Genomic DNA, 26,767 nt, shown 5'->3' on the forward strand with positions numbered 1-26,767 from the left:
CCGCATCGCCCTTGACGCGGACTGGAGCCTGCGTACAGGGCGGCGGGCCGGCCGGTCGCGCACGAGGGAGCCGCCCCGGGGAGTCACCCTGGGGACCCGCCCCGACTGACGTCCTCGCCCGTCCGGACGGCCCGGTCAGGAGCCTCCCCCCGTCCGGACGGCCCCGGTCATGACGATCCCCGGTCATGACGGAGCAGCCCTCGCCCCCGGTGGGTGCCGGGGGCGAGGGCTGCTCGGCGGTGCGGGTGTGCCGGTCAGTCCTTGGCGGCCAGCCGCTTCTCGACGGTGTCGGCGGCCAGGGTCGGCCCGTCGACCGCGCGCATGCTGTCGCGCATGGCGCTCACGCGCTCGGTCACGCTCCGGTCGGCGGCGACGGCGTCCACCGCGGCGCGCAGCGTCGCCACGTCGGTGTCCTCGCGCGGCAGGTGACGGCCGAGGCCCAGCTCCTCGACGCGCAGGGCGTTGGCCCGCTGCTCGTTCATCTGCGGCACGGCCACCATCGGCACGCCGTGGTACAGCGACTCCATGGTGCTGTTCATGCCCGCGTGGGTGAGGAAGACCCGGGCGTGCCGCAGGACGTCCAGCTGGGGCACGTGCCGCGCCACCTCGAAGTTGGCCGGAACTTCTCCCAGTTCGGCGGGGTCGATGTGGTCGCCGACGGCCATGACGACGTCCCACTCCGAGTCGGCGAACGCCTTGATGGCGAGGGAGAAGAACTCCGGCCAGCCGGTGGCGGCCGTGCCCAGGGAGATCAGCAGCACGGGCCGGTCGGACTTCGGCTGCCACGAGCCCTGGAAGGCGGAACGGTCACTGATGCTGGGGCCCGCGAAGACGAAGCGCTCGTCGAAGGAGTCGCCCTCGTAGTGGAATTCGCGCGGGAGGAAGACGATCCCCAGCTCCGCCACGTCGGTCACGAAGGCGCCCATGTCGGCGGGGAGGCCGAAGGTGGGGAGCAGACCGACGAGCCGTTCCACCATTTCCAGGATCTTGGGGTCGTCCGGCGCCGACCACGGGAACTTCTGCGCGATGTTGAAGGTCTCGCTCACGCCGTACGACGGGAAGAGCCGCACCACGGGGATCTGGTGCTCCGACGCGTAGAAGCGGGCGCCCCAGGCCATGAAGTCGTGGACGATGACATCCGGGCGGTCGTCGCCGTAGTACTGGCTGACCTGCTTGTGCAGGGCGATGGCCTCGTCGAGGCAGCGCACGCCCTCGCCGGCCATCATCTCCTCGTTGAACGGGCTGTGGTAGAACTCGCCGAAGGGCGACTCGTAGACGATGGGCGTGGCGCCCACCGCCTTGATCGCGGGTACGAAGTACTCCGTCGAGGTACAGGTGACCCGGTGGCCCCGCTTCACCAGCTCCTCCACGACACCGAGAGTCGGGTTGACGTGGCCTACGGCCGGGAAGTTGAAGAACGCGATGTGAGCCATATTTCTCCTTATGTCGTGCTGTCAGGAATAACTGTGGAATCCCCGGCCGGACTTCTGTCCGCGGTGACCGGATTCCACCATCCGGGAGAGGAGGCGCGGGGGCGCGTACGCCGGATCCCCGCTCTCCTCGTACAGGCCCGTCGCGACGGCCCTGAGGGTGTCGAGACCGACCAGATCGGCCAGGCGGAGCGGTCCCATGGGATGTCCGCACCCCAGGGTCATGCCCGTGTCGATGTCGGCGGCGGTGGCATGGCCTGATTCGGCCATCCGGACGGCGGCGAGCAGATACGGGACGAGCAGGGCGTTGACCACGAACCCGGCGCGGTCCGCGGAGTGGATGGCCTCCTTGCCGAGCGCGCCCGTCACGAAGCTCTCGATCCGCCGCACGGTCTCCGCACCGGTCAGCGGCGTCCCGGTGATCTCCACGAGGGGCATGGCCGGCACCGGGTTGAAGAAGTGCGTGCCGATGACCCGCTCCGGATGCGCGGTGGCCTCGGCGAGGCGGGTCACGGGCAGTGAGGACGTGTTGGTCGCGAAGATCACGTCCCGGTCCGGGAGGAGCGCGTCGAGCTGCCGGAACAGCTTGGCCTTGGTCGGCTCGTCCTCGGTGACCGACTCGAAGACCAGCTGGCGGTCGGCGAGTTCGCCCAGCTCCGTGCCGAACGTGACCCGTGCCAGTGTCGCGGCGCCCTCGTCGGCGCCGAGCCTGCCCTTGGCGACGGCGCTGTTCACGGACCGTTCCAGCCGGGCCCGTGCGGCGTCCAGGGAGCGGTCCGTGGTGACGACGACGCGGACGTCGCAGCCCGCGCGGGCGCACACCTCCGCGATGCCGGACCCCATCAGGCCGCCGCCCGCCACCCCGACCCGGGTGAGGTCCCGGGTGGCGCTCACCGGCTCTCTCCCGCGTACCAGCGCAGCAGGGCCGTGCCGACGGCCATGCCGCCGCCGAAGCCGGAGAGCACCACCAGGTCGCCGTCGGCGAGTTCACCCGCGCGGTGGGCGTGGTCCAGCGTGACGGGGATGGAGGCCGCGCCCGAATTCCCGTACCGCTCCAGGGTGGTGTGGAGGGTGGCTCCCTCCAGGCCGGCGGCGGTGGCGAGTTGCCCCAGCAGCGCGCCGTTGGCCTGGTGCGGCACGAGGTGCCGTACGTCCTCCCGGTCCACCCCGCAGGCGCCCAGGACCTCCTTGATCGACGGGGGTACGTGGGTCATCACGAACTCGATCACCCCCCGGCCGTTCATCCGCAGCGTGTGGGCCTTCTCGTCGACGGTCAGGTGGGAGGCGGGGCGCCTGCTGCCGCCCGCGTCGATGACGAGGAGGGGTGCCTCGTCGCCGTGGCCGAGCAGGTCGTGGCCGAGGATGCCGTACGGGGCGGGCACCGGGCCGAGGACGACGGCGCCGGCGGCGTCGCCGAGGAGCACGGCGGTGCTGCGGTCGTCCGGGTCGGTGAAGCGGGACCAGGTGTCGGCGCCGATCACCAGCGCGTGCGCGCCGGGTCGCCGCTCCAGCAGCGCCTGGGCGACGGCGAGGGCGTGCACGAAGGCGCTGCACCCGATGTTCAGGTCGAAGCAGGCCGCCCGGCGGGCGCCCAGCGCCGCCTGGGCGATGGTGGCGACCGGCGGCACCGCGCTGTCGGGGGTGGTCGTCGCGACGATGAGGTAGTCGATCCGGTCGGCGTCGACGCCGGCCTGGTCGAGTGCCGCTCGCGCCGCGTTGACGGCCATGTCGGACGTGGCCTCGGCGGGGTCCGCGTAACGGCGGGTGAGCATGCGGGTCTTGCGCTCGATCCACTCCTCGGTGACGTCGAAGCGCTCGGCCAGCTCGGCGTTGGTCATCTCGGCGGTGGGCACGTACGAGCCGGTGGCGAGCACGCCCGTGCTGCCGCGCTGTCCGGATGACGCGTGGGACGACTGGGACATCGGTCACGCCCCCTTGAGGGGATTGATGCGGTCCTCGCCCAGCCGGTCCCGCTTGGCGGGATCGGTGACGCCGAGGCCGGCGGTGGGGGCCAGGCAGAGCACGCCGACCTTGCCCATGTGGGCGTTCTTCTGTACGAGCCGGGCCGCCTCGCCGATCTCCGCGAGCGGGTAGCTGCGGGACAGGATGGGCATGATCCGGCCGAGGTCGATGAGCCGGTTGCTCTCCCACTGCTCCTGCATGTTGGCGCCGTGGCAGCCGATGATCCTCTTGAGCTTCATCCACAGGTAGCGGTTGTCGTACTGGTGGAGGTAGCCCGTGCTGGAGCCGCAGGTCACGATGGCCCCGCCCCGGCGCAGTACGAACATGGAGATGCCGAACGTGGCCCGGCCGACGCAGTCGAAGACGATGTGCGGGTCCTCGCCGGTCTCGCGGCGGATGATGCGGCCGAGCCGCTTGCCGGCGGCGACGACCTGCTCGGGGTCGGTGCCGTCGCTGTCGCCGATGCCGAGTTCGGACCGGTTGATCACCACGTCACAACCGAGGTCGCGCAGCCGCTGCGCCTTCCCCTCGGAGCTGACGACACCGACGGGTATGCCGCCGCCCTGCTTGACGAGCTGGACGGCGTAGCCGCCGACGCCGCCGCCGGCGCCCCAGATCAGCACCACGTCGCCCTGTTTCATCCGGCCGCCGTTCTTGCCGACCAGCATGCGGTACGCGGTGCCGGCGCAGGCGGTCGCGGAGGCGGCCTCCTCCCAGGTGAGATGGGCCGGTTTGGGCACGAGCTGGCTGGCCCGTACGACGGTGTAGTCGGCGAGGCCGCCGAAGTTCGTCTCGTACCCCCAGGCCCGCTGGCCCTCGCTGAGCATGCCGTCGGCCTGGGCGGCGGCCTCCTGGTCGTCCACCTGGACGGGGCTGACGGTGACGTGGTCCCCGGTCTTCCAGCGCCGGACCCCGTCGCCGACGCGGACGACGACACCGGCGGCGTCGGAGCCGAGGACGTGGTACGGCAGGTCGTGCCGGGCCTGCCAGCGGCCCAGCTTCCCGTAGGCGTTGAGGAAGGTGAAGGTGGGGAGGGGCTCGAAGATGCCCGACCAGACGGTGTTGTAATTCACCGAGCTGGCCATCACCGCGATCAGCACCTCGTCGGGCGCCAGTTCGGGCATCGGCACGTCGCCGACGTGCAGCGACTTGCGGACGTCCTTGTCCGCGACGCCGTTGAACATCCCGATGTCCTCGACGCGGGTGTGTGCGGCGCGGAACCGGTCGGGCACCGGCAGCGCTGCCAGTTCTTCCGGCGGGGCACCGCGGAGCGCCGCCTGGGCGAGTACGTCCATTTCAGGTCTTTCCTTCCTCAGCGGACGATGGGGGCGCCCCAGGCGGTGCCGGGGCAGGGTGACGGGTGTCGACAGGTGGTGCTGTCGGGCTGTCGGGTGCTGTCGGGTGAGGGCGGATCAGACCGGGGACTCCATCCCCAGCGCGATGCGGAGCTTCGCCATCTGGCCCGCGTGGAACGAGTCGTGCATCTGGGTCAGGGCCAGTGCCTGGCCGAGGGTCCGGAAGCGCTCGGCGTACTCGCCCATGTTCTCGTCGGGGAAGACGGGGGTCTTGCGGGTGAAGTCCTCCGGGCTCATTTCGAGGACGAAGTCGCGGATGGTGCGGTGCGTCTCCCGGTAGATCCGGAGCATCTCGTCGAGCGGCGGCACGATGGTGAAGTTCGTGTCGGCCCCGTCGGCGAAGTTGTCGGAGAACTCCTCGGTGACGGCCTTCTCGTGGCCCTGGTGGATGGTGGAGAAGTAGTCCTTGGCGCAGGCGAGGTGGCCGAGGAACCAGGCGAGGGGCATGTGGCCCTCGGGGGCCTCGAACGCGGTCGTGTCGTCGAAGCCGTCCGCGAGCATCAGCACCAGTTCGTAACCGGCGTCCAGGGCCTCGGCGAGGTGTGTGTTCAGCGGCGGGGCCACGGTCGGGGCAGCGGTGGTCATGGGATTCGTCTCTCTGTCTGGGTGGGGCGGGGACGCGCCGGCTCCTGGGAGTGCGGGGGGGCGCGGATCAGCCGTGGGGGAGGTCGTGGGCGGAGGTCGCGGCGCCGGTCAGCCGTGTGAGGCGTACGGACTGTTGCCCGCCGCGCGTATGGCGTCCAGCCGGGCCCGGGACTCCTCGAAGGTGGGCAGTTCCGTCCGGTTCGTACTGGTCCAGTTCGTGCCCTCCCAGTCGAACATCAGGCCGCGGGTCTGCCGGGCCGCGTCGAGGTGGACCGGTGAGTGGAGGAAGCCCCGGAGCGCCTCCTCGTCACGCCAGAGCACGAGGTTGCGCGCGGCGTTGAAGTTGTTCGCGGAGACGGCGACGGAGGCGGCGAGCATGCCCTCGTGGGTCCACAGCTCCTGGAGGATGGCCCCGTTGAGCCGGCCGCCCGTCTCCTCCAGACCGGGCTTGGGCCAGCCGACCGAGGTGGCGACGAGGTACTCCTCCGGCAGGGGCCCGCGCAGCCCGCCCGTCTCCGGGTCGATCGCGGGGCCCGTCCAGGGCAGCACGACCTCCAGGTCGGACTCGTCACCGGCGGCGAACTCGTGCAGGGTGGTGGGTGTTTCAGGCATGGCGTCCTTCTCGGCTCTCGGTTCGTGCCGGGTTGCGGGTCCGGTCCTGGGTCCGTGTCCGGTTCGGGGTTCCTGTCCGGCCCCCCGCTCCGGGGGCGGTGCCGGTCATGGGCGGGTGCGGACGATGAAGCGCTTGTAGTCGGTCGCCTGGAGGTGCTGCACGCTCATCTCCGGGTCCTTGACCGTCTCCAGGGTCGGCAGGACCGGCAGCACGGCACGCAGGATCGAGCTCAGCTCCAGGCGCGCGAGGTGGCGGCCCAGGCAGACGTGCGGGCCGTGGCCGCCGAAGGACTGGTGCGGGTTGTGCTCGCGGGTGATGTCGAAGCGGTACGGGTCGTCGAAGACGGTGTCGTCCCGGTTGGCCGCCGGGTACCAGAGGGCCACCGTCTCGCCCCTGCGGATGAGCTTGCCGCCGATCTCGGTGTCCTGGAGGCAGGTGCGCACGAAGTGCGGGGCGACGGCGGACCAGCGCAGGATCTCCTCGACCGCGCGGTCCGTCAGCGACGGGTCGTCGACCAGCGCCCGCAGCTGGTCCGGATTGGCGATCAGGGCGCGGATGCCGTCGGTGATGGAGTTGCGGGTGGTGCCGACGCCGGCGATCAGCAGGTTGAAGGTGGCGTACAGGATCTCGTGGAGCTGCATCGCCTGGCCGTCCACGCGGGCCTGGACGAGCCTGCTGACGAGGTCCGTGCCGGTCGGATCGGCCATCCGGGCCTGGACGAGGCCGACGATGTAGCCGTTCAGGGCGGTCATGTTGCGCCGGAACGCCTCCTCGGCGCTCTCGCCGTCCCGCTGGTAGTCGGGGTCGGCGGCGCCGATCGTGCCCTCGGTCCAGTCGAAGATGTCGTCCCAGTCCTCGGAGGGCGCGCCGACGAGTTCGCAGATCGCGGCGACGGGCAGCCGCGCGGCGAGGTGCCGTGCCACGTCGGCCTCCCCGTGCGTCTCCAGCCGCCCGGTCAGCTCGCTGACGTATCCGGCGGCCAACTCGTCGAACCGGGCGCGCAGTTCGGCCATCGCCTTCGGGGTGAAGGACGGCGCCATGATCTGGCGCAGATGGCGGTGGCGCGGCGCGTCCATGTCGCTGAGCGCCTGCGAGTCGTCGGGGCTGTGCCCGAACATCCCGGCGCGCAGCTCCTTCTCCCCCTCCAGCATGTCGACGGCGTCCGGCGGGTCGACGGTGATGCGCTGGGAGCTGGAGAAGATCCCCGTGTCGCGGGAGACCACGGCGATGTCCTCGTGGCGGGTCAGCACCCAGCACGGCTCGAAGCCGGGCCGCTGGTACCAGAACACGGGGGCCTCGCGGCGCAGCAGGTCCCACTCCGCGTACGGGTAGCCGTTCTTCGCCCACTGGCGCTCGTCGGTGATGTCCAGGGTGTCTAGCGTCAGCATGGTTCAGCGGCCCTCTCGGTCGGGCGTGTGCTCGGTCAGGAAGTGGGTGAGGGTCTCGACGGTCCGCGCCCGGTTCTCCGGCGCGTCGAAGCCGGGGTCGAGCAGCCGGGCCCCCGGCGCCTCCGCGGCGAGCAGCTTCGCCACGCCCTCCGGGTGCCGGGCGTCGTCGCCGGGCAGCACCAGCAGCGGAGTCGGGCTGGTGCGGGGCCACTCCGCCGGCACGGAGAAGTACGGCGTCCCGTCCGGCCAGACGCCGTCACGGAAGCGGACCAGCGCGGCGACGTACCGCTCGCGGCGCAGGGCGCGCACCTCGTCGCGGAAGGCGGGGTCGTCCCGGAGCGGCTGGGCGAAGGGCCCGGCGCCGGGGTTGCGGGCGAACACCCCGTCCCGCGCGGCGGCCTCGATCACGCCGTCCAGTCCTTCGGCCCGCGCCAGGCGCATGGCCTCGTCGAACGGGCCGAAGAAGGTGCCCAGTGTGTTGGTGGTGTCCCGGCCGGGAGGAGCCTGGAGGACGACCGACGCCACCCGCTCCGGTGCCTCGTACGCCAGGCGCAGGGCGAGCGGGCAGCCGTCGCCGACCGCCACGACGTGCGCGGCCCCGATGCCGAGGTCGTCCAGGACGGCCAGCTGGTCGGCCGCGGCCTCCGGGTAGGAGAAGGGTGCCAGCGGTCCCCGGCTGTCTCCGGTGTGGCGCTGGTCGACCGTGATCACGCGGAAGCGGCCGGCGAATTCGCGTACGGGCTCGTAGAAGTTCCGCTCCCAGGACTCGGCCCTGGTCGCGGCGCCGGTCGGGGCCAGCAGCAGCACGGGGAAGCCGGAGCCGTGGGTCTCGTGGTGGATCCGCGCACCGTCGGCGCGTTCTGTGGTGGGCACTTCGGTTCCTCCGTGGGTGTATCGGAAATCTGCGGGTCGGTCGGTCACGCGGTGGGCGGGGTGATCCGTGCCAGCGCGCGGGCGATCTCGGCGGCCAGGGCGGCCGGGTTGTCGAGCGGTGCGGAGTGGCTGCCGTCGATGACGCGCATCCCGAACTCGCCGGTGGTCAGCGGGGCCCACACCTCCATCGAGCCCCGGGGCAGTACGGGGTCGTCGCTGCCCTCGACCGGGAACACCGAGATGTCCAGGGCCGGGCGGGTGACGTCGCGGAGCACGCTCCGGTGGTTCTCGGCCAGTTCGACGTCGCTCTTGAGCCGGACGAGGTATTCGGTGAGCAGTTCCTCGTCCGCCAGTACGGCGGGGGGCAGGACGCCCGCCAGGGCGGCTGCCGCCTCGGCGGGGCCCGGGTCGGCGCCCTCGTCCGTGATCAGCTCGGCGAGCCGGCTCAGGCCCTCCGTCGGGCGGGCCATGGGCGGGAGTCCGCACACCGGGACCAGTGCGACGGGCGGGGCCGCGGGGCGGTGCGCGAGCCGGTGCGCCACCTCCCAGCAGAGCCAGGAGCCCTGGCTGTGGCCGTACAGGACGAGCGGTACGTCGAGCCGTGCCGGTGCCGCGAGGGCGGCGACGACCTGGTCGGCGACGGCCATCATGTCGGTGGCGGGCAGCTCGCCGGCGCGGGTCTCCCGGCCGGGCATCTGGACCCCGAGCATCTCCACGCCGTCCGGGAGGTGGGCGGCGAGCGGGACGTGGCCGCCGGTCGTACCGCCCATGCCCGAGACGCACAGGACGCGGGCCCGGGGTGTCCCGACGGGGCGCAGCACCCTCAGCCAGGCGCCCCGGGGTTCCGTGCCGGTCGCGCCGGTGGCGGTGCGAACAGCGGTCACGGTGTCGGTGTCGGTCTGGGTCTCGGTGTCGCTCCCGGTCTCCGAGGGCAGGGGGCCCAGCAGCTCCAGCAGCTCTCCCGCGATGGCTTCGCAGGTGGGCTGCCGCAGCAGCAGCTCCGAGGTGACCGGGAGCCCGGTGCGCCGGGTCAGCTCGCCCCGTACCGTCACCGCCATCAGTGAGTTGAAGCCGAGCTGGTTGAGCGGCGCCGCCACGTCGAGTTCGTCGGCGGGCACGCCCAGCACCGTGGCGGCCTCCTGGCCGACCAGCTCGACCAGGACGCCGAGCCGGTCCTCCCGGGGCCGGGCACCGAGCGCGGCGGCCAGGGCGTCCCGCGCGGAGACGTCCTCGCCCGCCGGTCCCGGGGCCGTGGCGGTACGGGCCTCCTCGATGCCGTCCAGCAGCGGTCGGCGCCGCGCGGCGCCGTAGGCGGGGGCGAACAGCGACCAGTCCAGGTGCGCGATGCCCACGGCGGTCAGCCCGGTGTCCAGCACCCGCCCGAGGGCGCGCAGGGCGCGGGCCGGCGCCAGCGGCAGCAGTCCGCGCGAGCGGGCCGTCCGCTCCGCCTCGTCCGTGACCATGCCGCCGCCCGCCCAGCCGCCCCAGTGCACGACCGTGGCCGCCAGACCGGCGGCGCGGCGGCTGCGGGCGAGCGCGTCGAGCGCCGAGTTGGCGGCGCTGTACGCCGCCTGGCCGGCCCCGCCCCACAGGCTCGCGACGCTGCCGTAGAGCAGGAACGCGTCCAACTCGCGCTCTCCGAGGGCCTCGTGGAGGTGCCTGGCGCCGAGCACCTTGGCCGCGGTCTCCTCGGCCGCCTGTTCCTCGGTGAGGTCCGTGAACGCCCCCATGCCGGTGACGCCCGCGAGATGGGCGACGACCCGCAGCGGGCGCTCCGCCCGGTCCAGCTCGGCCAGCAGTGCCCCGACGCGCGCCCGGTCGGTGACGTCGCAGGGTACGACGGTCAACTCCACTCCCCCGGAGGCGAGTTCGGCGCGCAGCTCGCCGGTCTCCGGGGTGGCGGCGGCGGTCCGCGACGCCAGCACGATGTGTTCGGCGCCGCGCTCGGCGAGCAGCCGCGCCAGGTGGCGGCCGAGTGCGCCCTGCCCGCCGGTGATCAGGGCGGTTCCCCGGGTGGTCCACGCCGGGCCGTCCGGGAGGGGCGCGGCCCGGCGCAGCCGGCGTACGTACCTGCCGTCGGCGCGCACGGCGACCTGGTCCTCGTGGTCCCGCGCCGCGAGCGCCGCCACCAGGTGGCCGGCCCAGCCCGAGGGGCGGTCGGCCGGGAGGTCGATGACGCCGCCGGAGCGGACGGGGTCCTCCAGGGAGAGCGCCCGGCTCAGCCCCGCCACCAGCGCCCCGGCGGGTGCCGGGCCCGGCCCGGTGCCGTCGGTGTCCACGGCGCCCGACGTCAGCGCCCACACCGGGGCGCCGACGCCCGCGTCGGCGGCGGCCTGGGCGAGCGCGAGTGTCGTGAGGAAGCCCCGCGTGGTGCCGCCGGGCCCGGCGGTGCCGTCGAGCGAGCCGAGGGTGAGCAGCCCCTGGGGGGCGCGTTCCAGTGCCGCGAGTTCGCCGGCGAGTGCCGTGCGGTCGCGGTCGGCGGCGACGCGGTGCACCTCGGCGCCGGCGGCGCGCAGGGCCCGTTCCGTCTCCTGCGCCAGTGTCTCGTCCGTGGCGGACGCCAGGACCCAGAGCCCGTCGAGGCGCGCGGGCGCGGCGACGGCGGACGGCTCCCACGCCTCCTCGTAGAGCAGTGCGCCCGTTCCGGCGTCGGTCTCCTGCCGGTCCCGCCACGCCGCCAGCAGGGGCAGCAGCTCGTCGACGCTGTCCCGCAGGTGGTCGCGCGCGCCCAGCAGTTCGGCCAGCCGCTCGGGCCGCCCGTCCTCGACGGCCTCCCAGAAGGCGGCCGACTCGGGCGTTCCCGTCGCGGCGGGCGCCTGCGGGGCCTCGTTCCAGTGCCTGCGGCGCTGGAACGCGTAGGTCGGCAGGTCCGCGACCCGCGCGGGGGGCTCCCCGGCCGAGGCACCGCGCAGCGCGCGAGCCCAGTCGATGTCGCACCCGTGGGTGTGCAACGTGCCCAGGGTGCGCAGCAGTTCACCGACGGAGCCGCGGTCGCGGACGAGCGACCCGGCGACGAGCGCCCGCTCGTCGCCCTCGGTGAGCGGCATGGTGAGCACGGGGTGCGGGCCGACCTCCACGAACACGTCGTGTCCGGCGGCCAGCAGGCTCTGCTGGGCCAGGTCGAGACGGACGGGCTCGCGCAGATTGCGGCACCAGTAGGCGCCGTCCAGTCGCTCGCCGTCGAGGAGCGTCCCGGTCACCGTCGAGTAGAAGGGGATACGGGCGGCGCCGGGCCGCAGGTCGCGCAGCAGGTCGCCCAGGACGGGGAGCAGCGGGTCCATGTGGCTGCTGTGCGAGGCGAACGGCGCGGCGAGCTTGCCGCACACGACGTCGTCGTCGTCCAGCGCGAAGAGGAAGTCGTCCAGCGCCTCGGGGTCGCCCGCCACCACCGTGGAGCGGGGCGTGTTGACGACGGCGACGGAGAGCGCGTCGCCGTACGCGGCGAGCCGCTCCTGGACCTCGTCCACCGGGAGTTCCACGAAGGCCATCGCCCCGGCGCCCGCTCCGCGGGCCAGCTCCCGGCCGCGCAGGGCGACCACGCGGGCGCCCTCTTCCAGGGTCAGCGCCCCGGCGACGACGGCGGCGGCGATCTCGCCCTGGCTGTGCCCGACGACGGCGTCCGGTTCGAGGCCCAGCTCGCGCCAGGTGGCGGCCAGCGCCACGTACATGGTGAAGGAGGCGGGCATCGACACGTCCAGCCGGTCCGGCTCCACGGGCGTCCCGTCCTCCCGGACGGCCCGGCCGTTCAGCACGTCCCGCACCGACCAGCCGGTGTACGGCCGCAGAGCGGTGTCGCACGCCTCGACCGTCTCGGCGAAGGCCGTGCTGGTCGCGAGCAGTTCCCGGCCCATGCCGGGCCACTGCGTTCCCTGGCCCGGGAAGACGAAGACCTTCCGGCCCCGCCGCTGCCGCGCCGTGCCCCGTACCAGCGCCGGGTGCGAACGGTCCTCGGCGAGCGCGGTGAGCGCCGCGACGGCCTGGTCGCGGTCGGCCGCCGTGACGGCGGCCCGCTCCCGGAAGTGGGTGCGGCGCTCGGCGGCGGTGTGCGCGACGTCGCGCGGCGGGACACCGGGGTGGCGCGCCAGCCAGTCGGCCCAGCGGCGCGCCTGGTCGCGCAGTGCCGCCTGGTCGCGTCCCGACAGCACCACGGGCAGGGCGGGTTCGGAGACCGCCGTCCGGGGGGCGGGCGCCGGCAGGGGCGGTGCCTGCTCGACGACGACGTGCGCGTTGGTCCCGCCGATGCCGAAGGAGGAGACGCCGGCGCGCCGGGGTCCTTCCTCCTGCTCCCACTCCCGCAGACGGGTGTTGATCTCGAACAGCTCCGGGTCCAGGTCCAGTTCGGGGTTGGGGCTCTCGTAGTTGAGGCTGGGCACCAGTTCGCCGTGGTGGACGGCGAGGACGGCCTTGATGAGCCCGGCGAGTCCGGCGGTGGCGTCGGCGTGCCCGATGTTGGTCTTGACCGAGCCGAGCGCGCAGGGCGCCTGCCGCCGCTCGCCCTCGAAGACGGCCTGGAGCGCCTGCACCTCGATGGGATCGCCGAGGGCGGTCGCCGTGCCGTGCGCCTCCACGAAGCCGATGTCGGCGGGGCCGACCCCGGCGACCGCCATGGCCTCGGCGATGACCGCGGACTGGCCCGGCACGCTGGGCGCGGTGAACCCGGCCTTGCCGGCACCGTCGTTGTTGACGGCGCTGCCGCGCAGCACGGCGTGGATCCGGTCGCCGTCCGCGAGGGCGTCGGAGAGCCGCTTCAGCAGGACGACGGCCACGCCGCTGCCGAGGACCGTGCCGCCGCCCTTCTCGTCGAAGGCCCGGCACTTGCCGTCCGGGGAGAGGACGAGCCCCTCCTGGTGCAGGAAGCCCTGGACGAGCGGGAACGTGAGGGACGAGGCGCCCACGACGGCGGCGTCCGACTCGCCGCGCAGCAGGCTCTCCCGGGCGAGGTGGGCCGCCACCAGCCCCGTCGAGCAGGCGGTCTGCACCGTGAGGGCGGGTCCGCGCAGGTCGAGTTTGTGGGCGATACGGGTGGCCAGGTAGTCGTCCTTGGTGCCGATCATGTTGCGGTAGAAGGCCGACATGTCGTCGGCCGGCTGCTGGGGGTAGCCGCCGTAGCCGGAACCGGCGAAGACCGCGACCTTCCCGGCGACGTCCCGGGGCACGATGCCCGCGTTCTCGAACGCCTCCCACGAGCACTCCAGCAGCAGCCGGTGCTGGGGGTCCATGGCGTCGGCCTCGCCCGGCGAGACCCCGAAGAACGCGGCGTCGAACAGGTCGACGTCCTCGGTCACTCCCCGGGCCCGTACGTAGCGGGGGTCGAGCAGGTCCTGTTCCCGTACTCCGGCCGCGCGCAGTTCGTCGTCGGTGAAGTGCGTGATGGACTCGACGCCGTTGCGCAGGTTCTCCCGGAACGCCTCCAGCCCGGCGGCTCCGGGCAGTCGGCAGGCCATGCCGACGATCGCGACCGCGTCCCCGTCCACGGGGCCCCGTGCGGCGGTGGGTCCGCCGGCGGTGTCCGGGCTCGCGCTGCCGTCCCGGAGGTAGGCCGCGAGCCGGCGCACCGTGGGGTAGCGGATCATCGCGGACAGCGGGAACTCGCGGTCGAGGGCGGTGCTGAGCAGACCGTGCACGGCGAGGGCCGTCATGGAGCCGGCGCCCAGTTCGAAGATGCCCGTGTCCGGGTCGACCTCCGCCAGGCCGAGGGCGGTGGCCCAGGCTTCGGCGATCATCCGGTCGAGCCCGTCGTCGGGACCGGCTCCGGTCGCCGTGACGGGCGCCGGGGCGGCGGCCGGAGCTGCGATCGACGCGGCGGACGGGGTGAGCGCCGGGGTGGACGGCGTGGCGGACGAGGCGCCGGGGGCGGGCAGGCGCAGCAGCGCCGCCCGGTCGACCTTCTTGTTCGGGGTGTACGGCAGTTCACCGACCCGCTCCGAACGGGAGGGGACCATGTACGCGGGCAGCCGGGCGGCCAGGTGCGCGCCGAGCGCGGGGCCGTCGTCGGTGGCGCCCCGCGCGGCGACCCAGTAGAGGCAGAGCCGGGGGTCGCCCGGTACGTCCTCGCGCACCACGACGGCGCACTCGGCGACCGCCGCGCTCTCGGCCGCGACCTGCTCGATCTCGCCGGGCTCGATGCGGTGCCCGCGCAGCTTCACCTGGGAGTCGGCGCGGCCTCGGAAGGCCAGGCTCCCGTCGTCGCGGAACTGTACGAGGTCCCCGGTGCGGTACATCCGCGCCCCGGGATCCCAAGGATCCACGGACTCTTCGGGCTCCCCGGCGAACGGGTCCGGCACGAACCGCTCGGCCGTCAGCTCCTCGCGCCCCAGATAGCCCCGGGCCACGCCCGCCCCGCCGATCCACAACTCGCCCTGGGCCCCGCGCGGCAGCCGGCGGCCGTGCTCGTCCAGGACGTACAGCACGTTGCCGTGCAGCGGTTCGCCGAGCGAGACCTCGCCCGGTGCCACCCGCCAGGCCGCCGACCACACCGTGGTCTCCGTCGGGCCGTACATGTTGAGCACGTCGCCGCCGCAGTGCCGCAGCAGGTTCCGCGCGAGCGTCCGGTCCAGCGCCTCACCGCCGACGAGCATCCGCTCCAGACCGCCGAGCAGCGCCCGCCCGTCCGGGTCGGCCAGCAGCATGCGGGCCAGTGAGGGGGTGCACTGGAGATGGGTCGGCGCGTAGGGCAGCCAGGAACCCCAGGAGGCCGGGTTGCCGTCCGCGACGAGCACGCGGTAGCCGCGCGTCAGCGTCCACAGCAGCTCCACGGTGGAGATGTCGAAGGACAGGCTGGTGACGGCCATCCAGGTGTCCCCGGGGCCGCCGCCGACGCACGAGTCCATCGCGGCGAGGAAGTTGGTGAACTGCGCGTGCTCCAGCATCACGCCCTTGGGGCGCCCGGTGGAGCCGGAGGTGTAGATCACGTACGCCAGGTCGTGCGCGACGGGCGTGGCCTCGAACGGCCCCGGCGCCGGCTCCCCGGGCTCCGTGCCGGGGCCGTCCACCAGGACGACCGTGACGCCGTCCCGTTCGACCGACGGCGCTCCCGCACGGGTGGAGACGATCACCCGCAGCCCGCTGTCCTCGATGATGTGGTCCAGGCGGGCACCCGGATACTCCGGGTCCAGCGGTACGTACGCGCCGCCCGCCATCCACACGGCGAGCACCCCGGTCACCAGGTCGCCCGTGCGGGGCAGATGGACCCCGGCGAGGGCGCCCCGGCCGACACCGGCCTCGCGCAGACGCCGGGCCAGCGCGGCGGACCGGGCCACGAGTCGCGCGTACGTCAGCTCCTCCGCCGGGAACGCCCCGGCTGCCCCGGACGCCCCGGATTCCGGTGACCCGGTGGACGCCCCGGACGTCTCGAGGACGAGCGCCACCGCGTCCGGGGTCCGCTCCGCCTGCCGCAGCACCAGGTCCAGCGCGGTCGGGACCCGGGGGGCGGCGTCGGAGGCGCCGGTGCCCCGGGAGGCCAGCCACGCCGTCTCCTCGTCGCTCAGCAGGGCGAGTTCACCGACGGCCCGCTCCGGGGTGGCGAGCGCCGACTCCAGCAGCACCCGGAAGTTGGCCGCCATGCGCTCGGCCCCGGCCCGGCTCAGTACCGAGGAGCCGAACTCCAGCTCACCGTCGACGCCGTTCTCCCCGGGCCCGAGGGTCAGGCCGAGTTCGGCCTTGGCCACCCCGCGCGGGTTGCCCGCGACACTGCTGAACGGGGCGACCGTCCACGCGTCGTCCCCGGAGCCCAGGGGCGGCAGGGAGGTGGCGCGGTAGTTGAACAGCGCCCTGAAGAGGGGGTTCTCCTCACCGGTCCGCTCGCCGCCCGCGACCCGCAGCACCTCCGTCAGAGGCACGTCCTGGTGCCGCATGAGCCCGAGGGCCCGCTGCGACGTCGCGGCCAGCAGGTCACCGAAGGTCGGGTCGGCGCGCACGTCGAACCGCAGGGGCAGGGTGTTGACCAGGAACCCGACGGTGGAGCCGAGTTCGGCCCGCTGCCGGTTGGCCCAGATGGTGCCCACACCGAAGTCCCGCTGCCCGCAGGAGCGCGACAGCAGCAGCGCGAAGACGCTCGCGTAGACGGTGTACGGGGTGACGTCGGCGCGCGCGGCCAGCTCCGCCACCCGTGTGTGCAGCTCGGGCGGCAGGACGAAGGGGACCGTACCGCCGGCCTCCTCGTCCGGTTCACGGCGCGGCAGTTCCAGGCGGCCCATGCCCGCCAGGCCGTCGGAGAAGTGGCGCAGCGCGTCGTCGAAACCGCCCTCGGTCAGCCGGCGCGCCTCCCAGGCGGCGAGGTCGCCGAGGTGATGGCCGACCGGCTCGCGCCGGGGTGTCCCGCCCTCCGCGAACTGCTCGTAGGCGAAGCGCAGTTCCTCCAGGAGGACGGCGAGGGACCAGCCGTCGCTGATGGCGTGATGGGTCGTCACCACGAGGACCTGTCCGCCGCCGTCCACGTCGAGCAGCAGGCAGCGCAGCAGCGACCGGCCGGACAGGTCGAAGACGCCGCGTTCCTCCCGTCCGACGCGCTCGGCGACCGCGTCCTCGTCCCGACCGGTGAAGTCCTCCCGTACCAGGGGGACGTCGCCGACCTCGTGGACGACCTGGACCAGCTCGCCCGCCCGCGTCTCCAGTCCGGTGCGCAGCGCCTCGTGACGCTCCATCACCCAGCGCAGGGCGCGGGCGAGGGTGTCCGAGTCGACGGCGCGGGGCAGCCGCAGCGACAGCGGCGCGTTGTACTGCGCGGAGCCCGGGTTCATCCGGTCCAGGAACCACAGCCTGCGCTGGCCCTCGGTCGCCGGGTGCACGTCGCGTCGCTCGGCGCGCTCCAGCTCCGGGCCCCGGGGCGCGTCGGGAGTGCCCGGTGTGTCGAGGGCGCCGAGCGCCTCGTCCAGCAGGTAGGCGGCGACGTCCTGGGACCGGGGGTGGGTGAAGGCGATGTTGGCGGGGATGTCGGCGCCGGTCAGGGAGCACAGGCGGTTGCGCAGCCGCAGGGCCATGATGGAGTCGAAGCCCAGGTCGCGGAATCCGGCGTCGCCCGGCACCGGTTCGGGGGCGGCCAGGACGGAGGCCGCCTCCCGCCGGACCACGTCGGTCAGCGCGGCGGGCCGCTCGTCGCCGGGCAGCGCCGCCAGCCGGGCGCGCAGGGTGTTCCCGCCCGCCGTCTCCTGGTCCGTGCCGTCAGCCGGGTGCTCCCCGTCTCCGGTCGCGGGGCGCCCCACGGTGGTGTTCAGCGGCCCGTCGAACCAGTACCTGCGGCCCTGGAAGGCGTACGCGGGCGGTTCGGGCAGGGTCGTCCGCCGCTGGTCGCCCAGGACGCGCGCCCAGTCCACCGGGTGGCCCTGGCTGTGCAGGGCGGCCAGGGAGTGGAGCACCTCGGCCAGGCCGCCCCGGTCGCGGCGGAGGGTGCCGATGGTGGTGCCGCCGGACCCGGCGGTGATCCCGGCCAGCGGGATGCCGAGGACGGGATGCGAGCTGATCTCGACGAAGACACCGAACCCGTCCGCCAGGAGCCGGTCCAGCGCGCGGTCCATCCGCACGGTCTCGCGGAGGTTGCGGCACCAGTAGTCGCCGCCCAGCTCCGTGCCGGGGAGTACGTCTCCGGTGACCGTGGAGTAGAAGGGGAGCCGCGAGCGGCTGGGCTCGATCCGGGTGAACGCGTCGCGGAGCCCGGGCAGGATCGGGTCGACGTGGGCGCAGTGCCCCGCCGCGTCCGCCTTGAGCCGGCGGACGAAGACGTCACGCCCCGCCATGTCCGCGAGCAGACCGTCCACGGCGTCGGGGTCGCCCGAGACCACGGTGGAGTGCGCGGTGTTGACGACGGCGACGGAGAGCGCGTCGCCGTAGGGGGCGATCAGCTCCTCGACCTCGGTCACCGGCAGTTCGAGCAGTGCCATGGCGCCGAGCCCGCTGCAATCGCGCAGCAGCGCCCGGCTGCGCAGGGCCACGATCCCGGCCGCGTCCTCCAGCGACAGCGCGCCCGCGACGACGGCGGCCGGCACCTCGCCCTGGCTGCTGCCGACGACGGCCTCGGGTTCGAGGCCCAGGTCGCGCCAGACGGCCGCCAGACCGATCGCCATGGTGAACAGCGCGGGCTGAAGCACATCGAGCCGGGCGAAGGGTGTCTCCTCGCTCTCCTCGCCCGCCAGCAACGCGCGGACCGACCAGCCGGTCCACGAGCGCAGCGCGGCGTCGCACTCGTCGACGGCCTGGCGGAAGACCGCCGATTCGGCCATCAGCCGGGCGCCCATCAGCCGCCACTGGCTGCCGTGCCCGGGGAAGACGAAGACGACCTTGCCGCGGGCGCCCGCCGTGCCCGTCACGACCCGCTCGTCCTCCTGGTCCCCGGCGAGCGCGCGCAGGCCCTCGGCCGCTTCCCGGGCGGTGGCGGCGAGCACCGAGGCCCGCGCCGGGTGGTGGGTGCGGTGTACGGCGGCGGTCCGGGCGAGGGCCGGAAGCGGCTGGTCCGGGTGGTGGTCGAGCCAGTCGGCCCAGCGCGCCGCCTGCGCCCGCAGCGCCTCGGGGTCGCGCCCGGAGAGCAGCAGCGGGAGCCGGTCGGCCGTGACGCCGCCGTCCCCGTCCTCGCCCGCTTCCTCGGGCGCCCCGGCCGGTGCCGGCGCCTCCTCCAGGACCAGGTGCGCGTTGGTGCCGCTGATGCCGAACGAGGAGACGCCCGCGCGGCGCGGGCGGTCGGTGCGCGGCCACGGCACCGGCGAACCGAGCAGCGAGAGGTGGTGCTCGTCCCAGTCGACGTGCGGGCTGGGCTCATCGGCGTGCAGGGTCCGGGGCAGCGTTCCGTGCTGGAGGGCCAGCACCATCTTGATGACGCCGGCGACACCCGCGGCGGCCTGGGTGTGGCCGATGTTGGACTTGGACGAGCCCAGGCGCAGCGGCCGTCCCGCTTCCCGCCCGGGGCCGAACACCTCGCTGAGGGCGCCGGCCTCGATGAGGTCGCCGAGCGGGGTGCCGGTGCCGTGTGCCTCGACCGCGTCGATGTCCTGGGGGGTCAGGCGGGCGGCGGCGAGAGCGGTCTCGATGACCTGGCGCTGGGCGGGGCCGTTGGGCGCGGTGAGGCCCTGGCTGCGGCCGTCCTGGTTGACGGCCGAGCCGCGGATCACGGCCAGCACCCGGTCGCCGTCGCGCCGGGCGACGGAGAGCCGCTTGAGGAGCACCATGCCGCACCCCTCGGACCAGCCGCCGCCGTCGGCGCCGGCCGAGAAGCTCTTGCACCGTCCGTCGGGGGCCACGGCGCCGAGCCTGCTGGACTCGACGAACAGGGCGGGTGAGTTCATCACGGTGACGCCCCCGGCGAGGGCGAGTTCGCACTCGCCGTCGCGCAGCGCGTTGGCGGCCATGTGCAGGGCCGTCAGCGAGGAGGAGCAGGCGGTGTCGACCGTCACGGCGGGTCCGCGCAGTCCCAGGAGGTAGGAGAGCCGGCCGGAGATGACGCTGCCGGAGATGCCGGTTCCCTGGTAGCCGTCGAGGGTCTGGAGGTCGGCGAGCACGGTGTCGTAGTCGGAGCGCATGGCGCCGATGTAGACGCCCGTACGGCTCCCGTTGAGGCTTCCGGGCAGGATGCCCGCGCGTTCCAGTGCCTCCCAGGCGGTCTCCAGGACGAGCCGCTGCTGCGGATCCATCGACAGGGCCTCGCGCGGGGGGATGCCGAAGAACTCGGCGTCGAAGCGGTCGATCCCGTTCAGGAAGCCGCCTTCCCGCGCGTAGCTCTTGCCGGGGGTCTCCTGGCCGGGGTCGTACAGGTCGAGAGCGTCCCAGCGCGTGGGGAAGGGCCCGATGGCGTCCCCGCCCCGCGCCAGCAACTGCCAGTACTCCTCGGGGGAGTTGATGCCGCCGGGCAGCCGGCAGGTCATGGAGACGATGGCGATGGGTTCCGCCCGCCGGTTCTCCAGCTCCTCGTTGCGCTGCTGGAGCCGCATCACGGCGGCCATCGCCCGCTGGAGCCGTTCCTGGGTTGCTTGGGTGCTCATCTCCGCCATCCGTCTCGCGTCTCCGGCAATGGGTGGGGACTCCTGTGTCCCTGGGGGAACCGGGGCCCGACCGCCCCCGCGTCACTGTCGCGGCGCTGTGCGATCCGCGGTCCGTGGTGCGGGGATTCGGGGGTACGGCCAGCATGGCCGCGGTCGCTAGAGCGGCACCGGATCCTTGGTCGGCTCGGCCCCGAGGCGCGGCAGGGCGCGGGCCACCAACGCGACGAGGACGAAGATTCCGGCCGTGCAGAGCAGCGCCGTACCGAGGGCGCCGGCGTACATCTCCGTGGCCGCCTCGGTCCGGGCGGGCGCGCCGCCGTCGATCTCCCCGAGGCCGCCGAAGAAGACCGCGCCGATGAGCGCGATGCCCACGGCGGAGCCGAACTGGGTGGCCGAGTAGATCACTCCGGCGCCGGCGCCCGCCTCGCGCGGGGGCAGGGAGACCAGCAGCACCGAGGTGAGCACGGGCGACGTCAGCCCGGTGCCCGCTCCCAGCAGGAAGGCGACCACGATCAGCAGGGCGAACGTCGTCTGACCGACCGCCGCCATGGCCGCCATGGTCAGCGCGGCGGCGGCCATGGTCAGCGCGCCGGCCGTGATGAACAGCCGGGGGCGCCCCGGTCCGTACTTCCAGGCGATCTGGAAGACCACGGCGATGCCCAGCGGGACGGCGGCCACGGCCAGCGCGGTGCGCGTGGAGGACCAGACAAGCCCGAACTGGAGGTAGTAGGTGAGCAGGAACGTGAACGAGGTCGCCCCGGCGAACGTCAGCAGGGCCGCGATCAGCCCGGCGGTGAAGGTCCGTTCGCGGAACAGGGACGGCGGGACGAGCACGTCGACCCCGTGGGCCGCGCGGCGCTTCTGATGGACCGCGAAGAGCAGCCACAGGCCGAGCGAGAGCGCGATCAGCGCCAGGAACCACGGCGACCACCCGTGCTCGGACCCCTGCACCAGCGGGAACATCAGCCCCAGCGAGGCGAGGGTCACCAGCGCGGCGCCGGACAGGTCGAGCGAGGGCCGCTTCTCGGCCCGGCTTTCGGCCCGGCTCTCCGGGAGCACCCGGATCGCACAGGCCAACAGGACGGCACCGATCGGCACGTTGATCCAGAAGACCGCGCGCCAGCCCGTTCCGAACAGGTCGAGGTCGGTGAGGAAACCGCCGACCACCGGGCCTCCGATACTGCCCGCGCTGATCGCGATGCCGGTGATCGCGGAGGCGATTCCCCAGTATTCCGGCGGGAATTGCTGCTTCACCACGGCCATGGACTGGGGAATCATCAGCGCGGCCGTGGCGCCCTGGGCCACCCGGCCCGCCACCAGCATCTCCGGCCCGGCCGCCGCGGCGACCACCACCGAGCTGAGCGTGAATCCGGCGACACCGATGAGGAAGACGCGCCGGGTGCCGTAGATGTCGCCCAGCCGGCCGCCGGTGATCAACAGCACCGCCGTTGCCAGGGAGTATCCCGCCACGGCCCACTGCGCGGTGGTGAAGCCGCCACCGAGATCGCGCTGGATGTTCGGGAGGGCGACGGCGACGATGTTGGCGTCGAGGCCGTCGAAGAACGAGGCGGCGCCGAGGACTCCCAGCACCGCCCAGCTTCCACGCGGCAGTGACGCGGGCCCGGCCGGCCGCTCCCGCCCCTCCCGTTGCGTGTCCTCGCCCTGGACGATGGCCATGGTGGCGACTCCTTCATGAACGTCGGCGGCGGCTTCGCCGGGCCTCCCCGGCGACGGGCCGCCCTTCGGCGACCGGCGGGCCGTTCCCTGGGACCCGTCACACGGAACGATTCAACGGGGCCCGCCTCAAGTCGCACTGGAGAGCCGATCGAACCGCCGGGAACCCCGGATCTCGCATACGCCTGGAGCCCCCGTCCAGCGGGGGTCGACTCCCTTGACATGCCTCGCCGGGATCCCGATCGTTCTGTGCAGCAAGGGCACCGCAGCTCGCCGTTCTTCACCAGGACGCCGGTATCGACAAGGAATCACCATGACGCGAGTGGCCGTTTCCCCCAATCTCTGGACGAGGCAGTTCCATGCCCGGCCGGAGGCGCCCGCGAGGCTTTTCTGCTTTCCGCACGCGGGGGGTTCCGCGAGTTACTTCCACCCGTTGTCGGCGGCGCTCACGGACGAGCTGGACGTGGTCTGTCTGCAATACCCCGGCCGACAGGACCGGTTGGACGAGAAGTGCGTCGACGACATGACGGAGCTGGCCGACCTGGTCCTCGCCGAGATCGAGCCCTGGCTCGACAGGCCGGTGCTCCTGTTCGGGCACAGCATGGGAGCCACGCTCGCCTTCGAGGTCGCCCTGCGCATGGAGTACGACCTCGGCGTCGTCCCCCGGACGGCGTTCTTCTCCGGCCGCCGGGCGCCCTCCACCTCGCGGAGCGACACCGTGGACCTGAGCAGCGACGAGGCCCTGCTCACCGAGATCCGGCGGCTCAGCGGCACCGACACGCGGTTCCTGGACGACGAGGGCGTCCTCCCCATGATCCTGCCGGCGCTCCGGGGCGACTACCGGGCGGTGCAGAACTACCGGCTCTCCGAGCGTTCCGTGCTGCGCTGCCCCGTCCAGGTCCTCACGGGCGACAGCGATCCGAAGACGACGTTCGACGAGGCGACGGCGTGGAAACAGCACACGACGGGCCCCTGTGACGTCCGGGTCTTCCGCGGTGACCATTTCTTCCTGACGGAGCATCAGCCGGAAATCATCAGGCTCATCTCCGAGGCAGCCGCGGCCGAGAAGAATTGAAGGAGAGAAATGACTGTTGATCCGACCGTCACCGACACCGGCGCCGTCACCGACACCGAGCAGCGGCTCGGGAAGCTGTGGGCCAGGCTGCTGCGCCAGGAGGACATCCCCTCGGACGCGGGGTTCTTCGACATCGGCGGCAGTTCGCTGCTCGCGTCGCGTCTCCTGCTGCGCGTCAAGCGGGAGTTCGGGGTCGAACTGACCCTGGAGAACGTCTACGCGAACTCCACGCTCGCCGAGATGGCCGCGCTCGTCGACGGCGCGTCCACCGCCGACGCCACCGGGGCGCCACTGCGAGCCTGACCGCTCCCGGCGGGCCGGGTCGTCCGGGCGTCCGCCCGGCGGCGAGGCGGGCCGGCCGACAGCGGACCGCGGGCCCGCACCGCCGCGTCGGGGCCGCGTCGGGGCCACGTCAGCGAGTACGTCAGCGGATACGGGCGGCCTGCCGGGGGCTCGACGTGCCTCCGGACTTCCCCCGACACGAAGGCCGTGACGCCGGTTCTGCCCGGCATCACGGCCTTCCGCCGTGCCCACCGCCGTGGTTGTCAGGACGCCAGTCGGTCCACGCCCCCCGCACGCGGCGAACCGCCTGCCGGGCGCCCGGCGAACGGCCCGGTCAGCGTCTCGGTGCGTACGTGTACCGGCGAACTGCCGTACGCGATACGGCGAGTGGCACGCCCGCCGTACGGGGTGCGGTTCACCACACCGGCGGTGACCGCCCGCAGGAGCGAGGCCGCCTGGCCGCCGCCCCCGAGGCCCGCTCGCGCCCGGCCGCTCCGGGACCGGGCCAGGGCCTCGGCGACGGGCCGCCTCATCTGCTCGTACGCGGCGAGCCGGGCCCGGCCCACGTCGCCCGCCGCCAGCGCGTCGAGCAGCACCGGATGCAGGACGACGGCGTCCTCCAGGGCCAGGGTCGCGCCCTGGACGCTGAGCGGGCCGTGGGTGTGCGCGGCGTCACCGATCAGGGCGAGCCCGTCGCGTACCCATGCGGAGGCCAGCGCGGTGAAGCCCGCCCGGGGGACCACGTCCTCCACGCTCACCAGGTGCTCCTCCAGCACGTCCGCCAACTCCGGCACGATCCCGGCGAGTTCGCGGCGTACGGCGGCGACGCCGCGGCTCGCCCTGTCGTTCCAGCCGCCCCGTGGGAGCGTCCAGCCGATCCGCAGCCGGTCCGGGAACGTGTCGTGGATCAGCAGTGCTCCGTCACCCGCCCGGTAGACCCGGACCTGCCGGGTCGGCCGGCCGGGCGCCGGCGGTGTGAACCAGACGGTGTCCCGGACGGACGCCTCGTCGCGGCCCGCGTCGATACCGGCCCGCGCGCGGGTCCTGGACAGCCGCCCGTCGGCCGCCACGACCACGGAGGCCCGGATACGGGTCCGCAGGGTGCCGAGGCGCGTCGCCTCGGCGCCCGTGCAGCGGCCGTCCCTGACGCTCAGCGACGTGACCGCGTAACCGGGCAGGTGCTCGAAGCCCGGCAACCGCGCCACCGAGGCGAGCAGTTCCTCCCGCAGATGGCGCTGCGGCAGCGCCAGCAGCCGGTTGTACGGAGCGTCGAGACGCCGGTAGTCGCTGTCGTGGAGCTTCCGGCCCCGTTCCAGTACCTGGAAGCCGTGCAGCGTACGGCCGCCGCGCAGGCGCGACCCGTCAAGCACGCCCAGCTGGTCCAGGATCCGCTGCCCGGCGGGCTGGAGGATCTCGCCGTCCGACTCGTCGTGGACGGCGGTGGAATGCTCGACCAGGGCGACGCGCACGCCCGAGCGCAGCAGCATCAGGGAGAGCGCGAGTCCGGCCGGGCTCGCGCCGACCACCAGGACGTCGGTGTTCAGGGTGGTGAGGTGTCCGAGTCGGGCCATGCCTCACACCGCCGACCGGTTCGACGTGCCCGGTCCGAAGAGCGGGGCGCACCGGGCGCCGTCGCCGGGGCGGGTGCGGCCCCGCCGTAGGGTGCGCCGGAGCGGCGGGGCGGCCGGACCGTCGAGTCCGGGGGGCCCCTCGCTCGGTTCCAGAGCCTTCACCAGAGATGTCACGGGCACTCTCCTCACCTGATGCGGAGAACCGACGGGCGCCGGTCCGGGGTTGGTTGGGCGGACTCCCTGTCCGAGTCCCGGAGCGAGGCTGCGGCGTACCCGCCGCGGCCCGAGCCGGGCGTCGGCGCCGGGATGTCCGGGTGCCGGTGGTGTTCCGCGTGGCAGCGGCGTCCGGACCCGGCTCGCTCCTGTCCGGTGGGCTGTTCACGGATCGGCCCCGGGCTCCGTGCGGTGCGTCGCACGGCGAAGGACCGTGCCCCGTTCGGGGCGTGGTCGCGGAAGTACGGCAACCCGGGGGGCACCTTCCGTCCGGCTGCGAGGGCCACGGGCGGCGGGGTGCGGCGGGGCTCCGTACCCAGCTGTCCCGGGCGCGCGAAGCTTTCGGGCGGGCAGCCGGGCGCGCCGACCGGGCCGGGCACGAGGGACGAGGGACGCGCCGCCCACGGCCGGGACCGGGGGCGGCGCGTCGAACGCCGAAGGGCCGGGGCGCGGGTCATGGGTCGGCGGAAAACGTCCCCCGGTGGGCGGTGAGCGGGGGAACGGACGGGATGCGCGCGTAGGGAGCCCGGGCGGGGCGAAGCCCGGCAGGTGGGCGGTCGACGGGAGTCGGCGCCGCGCCCGTGGCCGGGGTGGCCGGCGGCCGGTACGGTCCCGTGGCGCCGGGGCCCGGTCGTCGGCCCCGCCGCGCCGACCGCCGCCGACGGCCGCCGAGGCGGGTCGGCCGGGGCCCGTCGGGCGAGTGCGGCCGTTCCCTCCGGTGGTCGGCGGGCGAAGCGCGCGCCGTCACGGCCGGCGCGGACCGGGCGGAGGCGGGTCAGGGGTCGGGAATGGGGTCGGGTCAGGGATCCGAGCAGGGGTCCGGGCAGGGGTCCGTCTGTGGACATGACACGGCCTCCGTCTCAGATACGCGCACCCCCTACGGGCGGTGCCGGTGGCATCCGAGCTTGGCCAGACCCTCTGGAAAGCGGCTCGATTGCCGCTCAGGCCGCGAACAGGTCGAACGTCGAGGTGCGCTTGGGCCCCGCGGCCACCTCCAGCAGCGGGTCCACCGTGAGGACCGCCTGGTGCAGGCGCTGGAGCCGGGTCGAGGGCTCGACGCCGAGTTCCTCGATGAGACGCACCCTCAGCTTCCGGTAGATCTCCAGGGCCGAGCCCTGCCGCCCGGAGCGATACAGCGCCACGATGGCCTGCGAGTGGAACCCCTCGTGGTGTGGGTGACGGGCCGTCAATTCGGACAGCTCCGCGACGAGTTCACCGTGCCGGCCGAGCTGGAGATCGGCGTCTATGCGTCGCTCCACCGCGACCAGACGGCTCTCCTCCAGGCGCGTGACCTCGATCTCCAGGATCGGGCCGAGCCGTATGTCCACCAGCGCGGGCCCGTCCCACAGGTCCAGCGCCTGCCGGTACCGGTCGGCCGCCGTGCCGTTGTCACCCGACTCGAACGCCGCCCGGCCCTCCGTCACCGAGCGCTCGTACGGGTGCACGTCGACGCTCCCCTCCGGGATCTGGAGCAGGTACCCGCCATGCCGAGTGACGAGCACGTCCTTTGCCCCCGCCGGGGAGCCGGGCCCCATCGCCGTACCCAGCCGCCTTCGCAGCTGGAGGATGTAGGTCTGGAGCGTGGTCAGCGCGCTCTGCGGCGGCCGGGTCCCCCACAGCTCCTCCAGGAGCGTCTGGACCGGCACCACCCGCCCGGGGTAGAGCGCGAGCAGCGCCAGGATCTGCCGCGGCTTTCCGGCCGTCGGAACGATCGAATCCCCGTTGACCTCAGCGCACAATGGACCCAGAACCCTGATCTCCATGTTCCCCTCCACACCTCGTC

General features: G+C 73.8%; 15 protein-coding genes. 2 read left to right on the top strand and 13 right to left on the bottom strand.

The window, feature by feature from the left end; all coding sequences use genetic code 11:
* Nucleotides 1–254: 254 nt before the first annotated feature.
* The 10 genes from ACFT9I_RS18410 to ACFT9I_RS18455 all read right to left on the bottom strand — a co-directional run bounded on the left by ACFT9I_RS18410 (nucleotide 255) and on the right by ACFT9I_RS18455 (nucleotide 21,846).
* On the bottom strand, nucleotides 255–1,433 hold the full coding sequence (locus tag ACFT9I_RS18410; protein WP_382565414.1) for a macrolide family glycosyltransferase: 1,179 nt from the start codon (nucleotides 1,431–1,433) through the stop codon (nucleotides 255–257).
* Between the two features lie 21 nt (nucleotides 1,434–1,454).
* Nucleotides 1,455–2,324 (bottom strand): 3-hydroxybutyryl-CoA dehydrogenase, encoded by an 870-nt coding sequence (locus tag ACFT9I_RS18415; protein WP_382565416.1) that lies wholly within the window; start codon nucleotides 2,322–2,324, stop codon nucleotides 1,455–1,457.
* Nucleotides 2,321–3,352 (bottom strand): 3-oxoacyl-ACP synthase III family protein, encoded by a 1,032-nt coding sequence (locus ACFT9I_RS18420; protein ID WP_382565418.1) that lies wholly within the window; start codon nucleotides 3,350–3,352, stop codon nucleotides 2,321–2,323. The genes ACFT9I_RS18415 and ACFT9I_RS18420 overlap by 4 nt, the downstream gene beginning before the upstream one ends.
* Nucleotides 3,353–3,355: 3 nt before the next feature.
* Nucleotides 3,356–4,687 (bottom strand): crotonyl-CoA carboxylase/reductase, encoded by a 1,332-nt coding sequence (ccrA, locus tag ACFT9I_RS18425; protein WP_382565420.1) that lies wholly within the window; start codon nucleotides 4,685–4,687, stop codon nucleotides 3,356–3,358.
* A 117-nt stretch (nucleotides 4,688–4,804) separates the two neighbouring features.
* Complete coding sequence (locus ACFT9I_RS18430) at nucleotides 4,805–5,332, bottom strand: DinB family protein (protein WP_382565422.1); 528 nt, start codon at nucleotides 5,330–5,332, stop codon at nucleotides 4,805–4,807.
* Between the two features lie 108 nt (nucleotides 5,333–5,440).
* Nucleotides 5,441–5,944 carry a DUF3291 domain-containing protein gene (locus ACFT9I_RS18435; RefSeq protein ID WP_382565424.1) on the bottom strand — a complete coding sequence of 168 codons (504 nt, stop codon included), beginning with the start codon at nucleotides 5,942–5,944 and terminating at the stop codon, nucleotides 5,441–5,443.
* A 105-nt stretch (nucleotides 5,945–6,049) separates the two neighbouring features.
* Entirely contained in the window at nucleotides 6,050–7,333 is a 1,284-nt protein-coding gene (locus ACFT9I_RS18440) for a cytochrome P450 (RefSeq protein WP_382565425.1), read from the bottom strand.
* A 3-nt stretch (nucleotides 7,334–7,336) separates the two neighbouring features.
* The gene (locus tag ACFT9I_RS18445) at nucleotides 7,337–8,206 is read right to left on the bottom strand and encodes an alpha/beta fold hydrolase (protein WP_382565427.1); all 870 of its coding nucleotides are present in this window, start codon (nucleotides 8,204–8,206) and stop codon (nucleotides 7,337–7,339) included.
* Nucleotides 8,207–8,250: 44 nt separating this feature from the next.
* On the bottom strand, nucleotides 8,251–20,169 hold the full coding sequence (locus ACFT9I_RS18450) for an amino acid adenylation domain-containing protein (protein WP_382565428.1): 11,919 nt from the start codon (nucleotides 20,167–20,169) through the stop codon (nucleotides 8,251–8,253).
* A 156-nt stretch (nucleotides 20,170–20,325) separates the two neighbouring features.
* Nucleotides 20,326–21,846 (bottom strand): MFS transporter, encoded by a 1,521-nt coding sequence (locus ACFT9I_RS18455; protein ID WP_382565430.1) that lies wholly within the window; start codon nucleotides 21,844–21,846, stop codon nucleotides 20,326–20,328.
* A 310-nt stretch (nucleotides 21,847–22,156) separates the two neighbouring features.
* On the opposite strand from ACFT9I_RS18455, the gene ACFT9I_RS18460 reads away from it, so the two are divergent.
* Nucleotides 22,157–22,918 carry a thioesterase II family protein gene (locus tag ACFT9I_RS18460; RefSeq protein WP_382565432.1) on the top strand — a complete coding sequence of 254 codons (762 nt, stop codon included), beginning with the start codon at nucleotides 22,157–22,159 and terminating at the stop codon, nucleotides 22,916–22,918.
* Between the two features lie 9 nt (nucleotides 22,919–22,927).
* Nucleotides 22,928–23,221 (top strand): phosphopantetheine-binding protein, encoded by a 294-nt coding sequence (locus tag ACFT9I_RS18465; protein ID WP_382565434.1) that lies wholly within the window; start codon nucleotides 22,928–22,930, stop codon nucleotides 23,219–23,221.
* A 242-nt stretch (nucleotides 23,222–23,463) separates the two neighbouring features.
* On the opposite strand, the gene ACFT9I_RS18470 is transcribed toward ACFT9I_RS18465, so the two are convergent.
* The 3 genes from ACFT9I_RS18470 to ACFT9I_RS18480 all read right to left on the bottom strand — a co-directional run bounded on the left by ACFT9I_RS18470 (nucleotide 23,464) and on the right by ACFT9I_RS18480 (nucleotide 26,747).
* Nucleotides 23,464–24,771 carry an FAD-dependent monooxygenase gene (locus ACFT9I_RS18470; RefSeq protein WP_382565436.1) on the bottom strand — a complete coding sequence of 436 codons (1,308 nt, stop codon included), beginning with the start codon at nucleotides 24,769–24,771 and terminating at the stop codon, nucleotides 23,464–23,466.
* Between the two features lie 3 nt (nucleotides 24,772–24,774).
* Nucleotides 24,775–24,945 (bottom strand): hypothetical protein, encoded by a 171-nt coding sequence (locus ACFT9I_RS18475; protein WP_382565438.1) that lies wholly within the window; start codon nucleotides 24,943–24,945, stop codon nucleotides 24,775–24,777.
* Between the two features lie 980 nt (nucleotides 24,946–25,925).
* Nucleotides 25,926–26,747 carry a BTAD domain-containing putative transcriptional regulator gene (locus ACFT9I_RS18480; protein ID WP_382565440.1) on the bottom strand — a complete coding sequence of 274 codons (822 nt, stop codon included), beginning with the start codon at nucleotides 26,745–26,747 and terminating at the stop codon, nucleotides 25,926–25,928.
* Nucleotides 26,748–26,767 lie beyond the last annotated feature (20 nt).

The sequence above is a fragment of the Streptomyces sp. NPDC057137 genome, from assembly GCF_042670825.1.
In the GTDB taxonomy this organism is placed as follows: domain Bacteria; phylum Actinomycetota; class Actinomycetes; order Streptomycetales; family Streptomycetaceae; genus Streptomyces.

What these genes read in the sequence shown, in the direction of transcription:
- ACFT9I_RS18455 (WP_382565430.1), bottom strand. Translation starts at nt 21,846, where the DNA reads ATGGCCATCGTCCAGGGCGAGGACACGCAACGGGAGGGGCGGGAGCGG.
- ACFT9I_RS18430 (WP_382565422.1), bottom strand. Translation starts at nt 5,332, where the DNA reads ATGACCACCGCTGCCCCGACCGTGGCCCCGCCGCTGAACACACACCTC.
- ACFT9I_RS18420 (WP_382565418.1), bottom strand. Translation starts at nt 3,352, where the DNA reads ATGTCCCAGTCGTCCCACGCGTCATCCGGACAGCGCGGCAGCACGGGC.
- ACFT9I_RS18470 (WP_382565436.1), bottom strand. Translation starts at nt 24,771, where the DNA reads ATGGCCCGACTCGGACACCTCACCACCCTGAACACCGACGTCCTGGTG.
- ACFT9I_RS18410 (WP_382565414.1), bottom strand. Translation starts at nt 1,433, where the DNA reads ATGGCTCACATCGCGTTCTTCAACTTCCCGGCCGTAGGCCACGTCAAC.
- ccrA (WP_382565420.1), bottom strand. Translation starts at nt 4,687, where the DNA reads ATGGACGTACTCGCCCAGGCGGCGCTCCGCGGTGCCCCGCCGGAAGAA.
- ACFT9I_RS18440 (WP_382565425.1), bottom strand. Translation starts at nt 7,333, where the DNA reads ATGCTGACGCTAGACACCCTGGACATCACCGACGAGCGCCAGTGGGCG.
- ACFT9I_RS18460 (WP_382565432.1), top strand. Translation starts at nt 22,157, where the DNA reads ATGACGCGAGTGGCCGTTTCCCCCAATCTCTGGACGAGGCAGTTCCAT.
- ACFT9I_RS18435 (WP_382565424.1), bottom strand. Translation starts at nt 5,944, where the DNA reads ATGCCTGAAACACCCACCACCCTGCACGAGTTCGCCGCCGGTGACGAG.
- ACFT9I_RS18450 (WP_382565428.1), bottom strand. Translation starts at nt 20,169, where the DNA reads ATGAGCACCCAAGCAACCCAGGAACGGCTCCAGCGGGCGATGGCCGCC.
- ACFT9I_RS18465 (WP_382565434.1), top strand. Translation starts at nt 22,928, where the DNA reads ATGACTGTTGATCCGACCGTCACCGACACCGGCGCCGTCACCGACACC.
- ACFT9I_RS18480 (WP_382565440.1), bottom strand. Translation starts at nt 26,747, where the DNA reads ATGGAGATCAGGGTTCTGGGTCCATTGTGCGCTGAGGTCAACGGGGAT.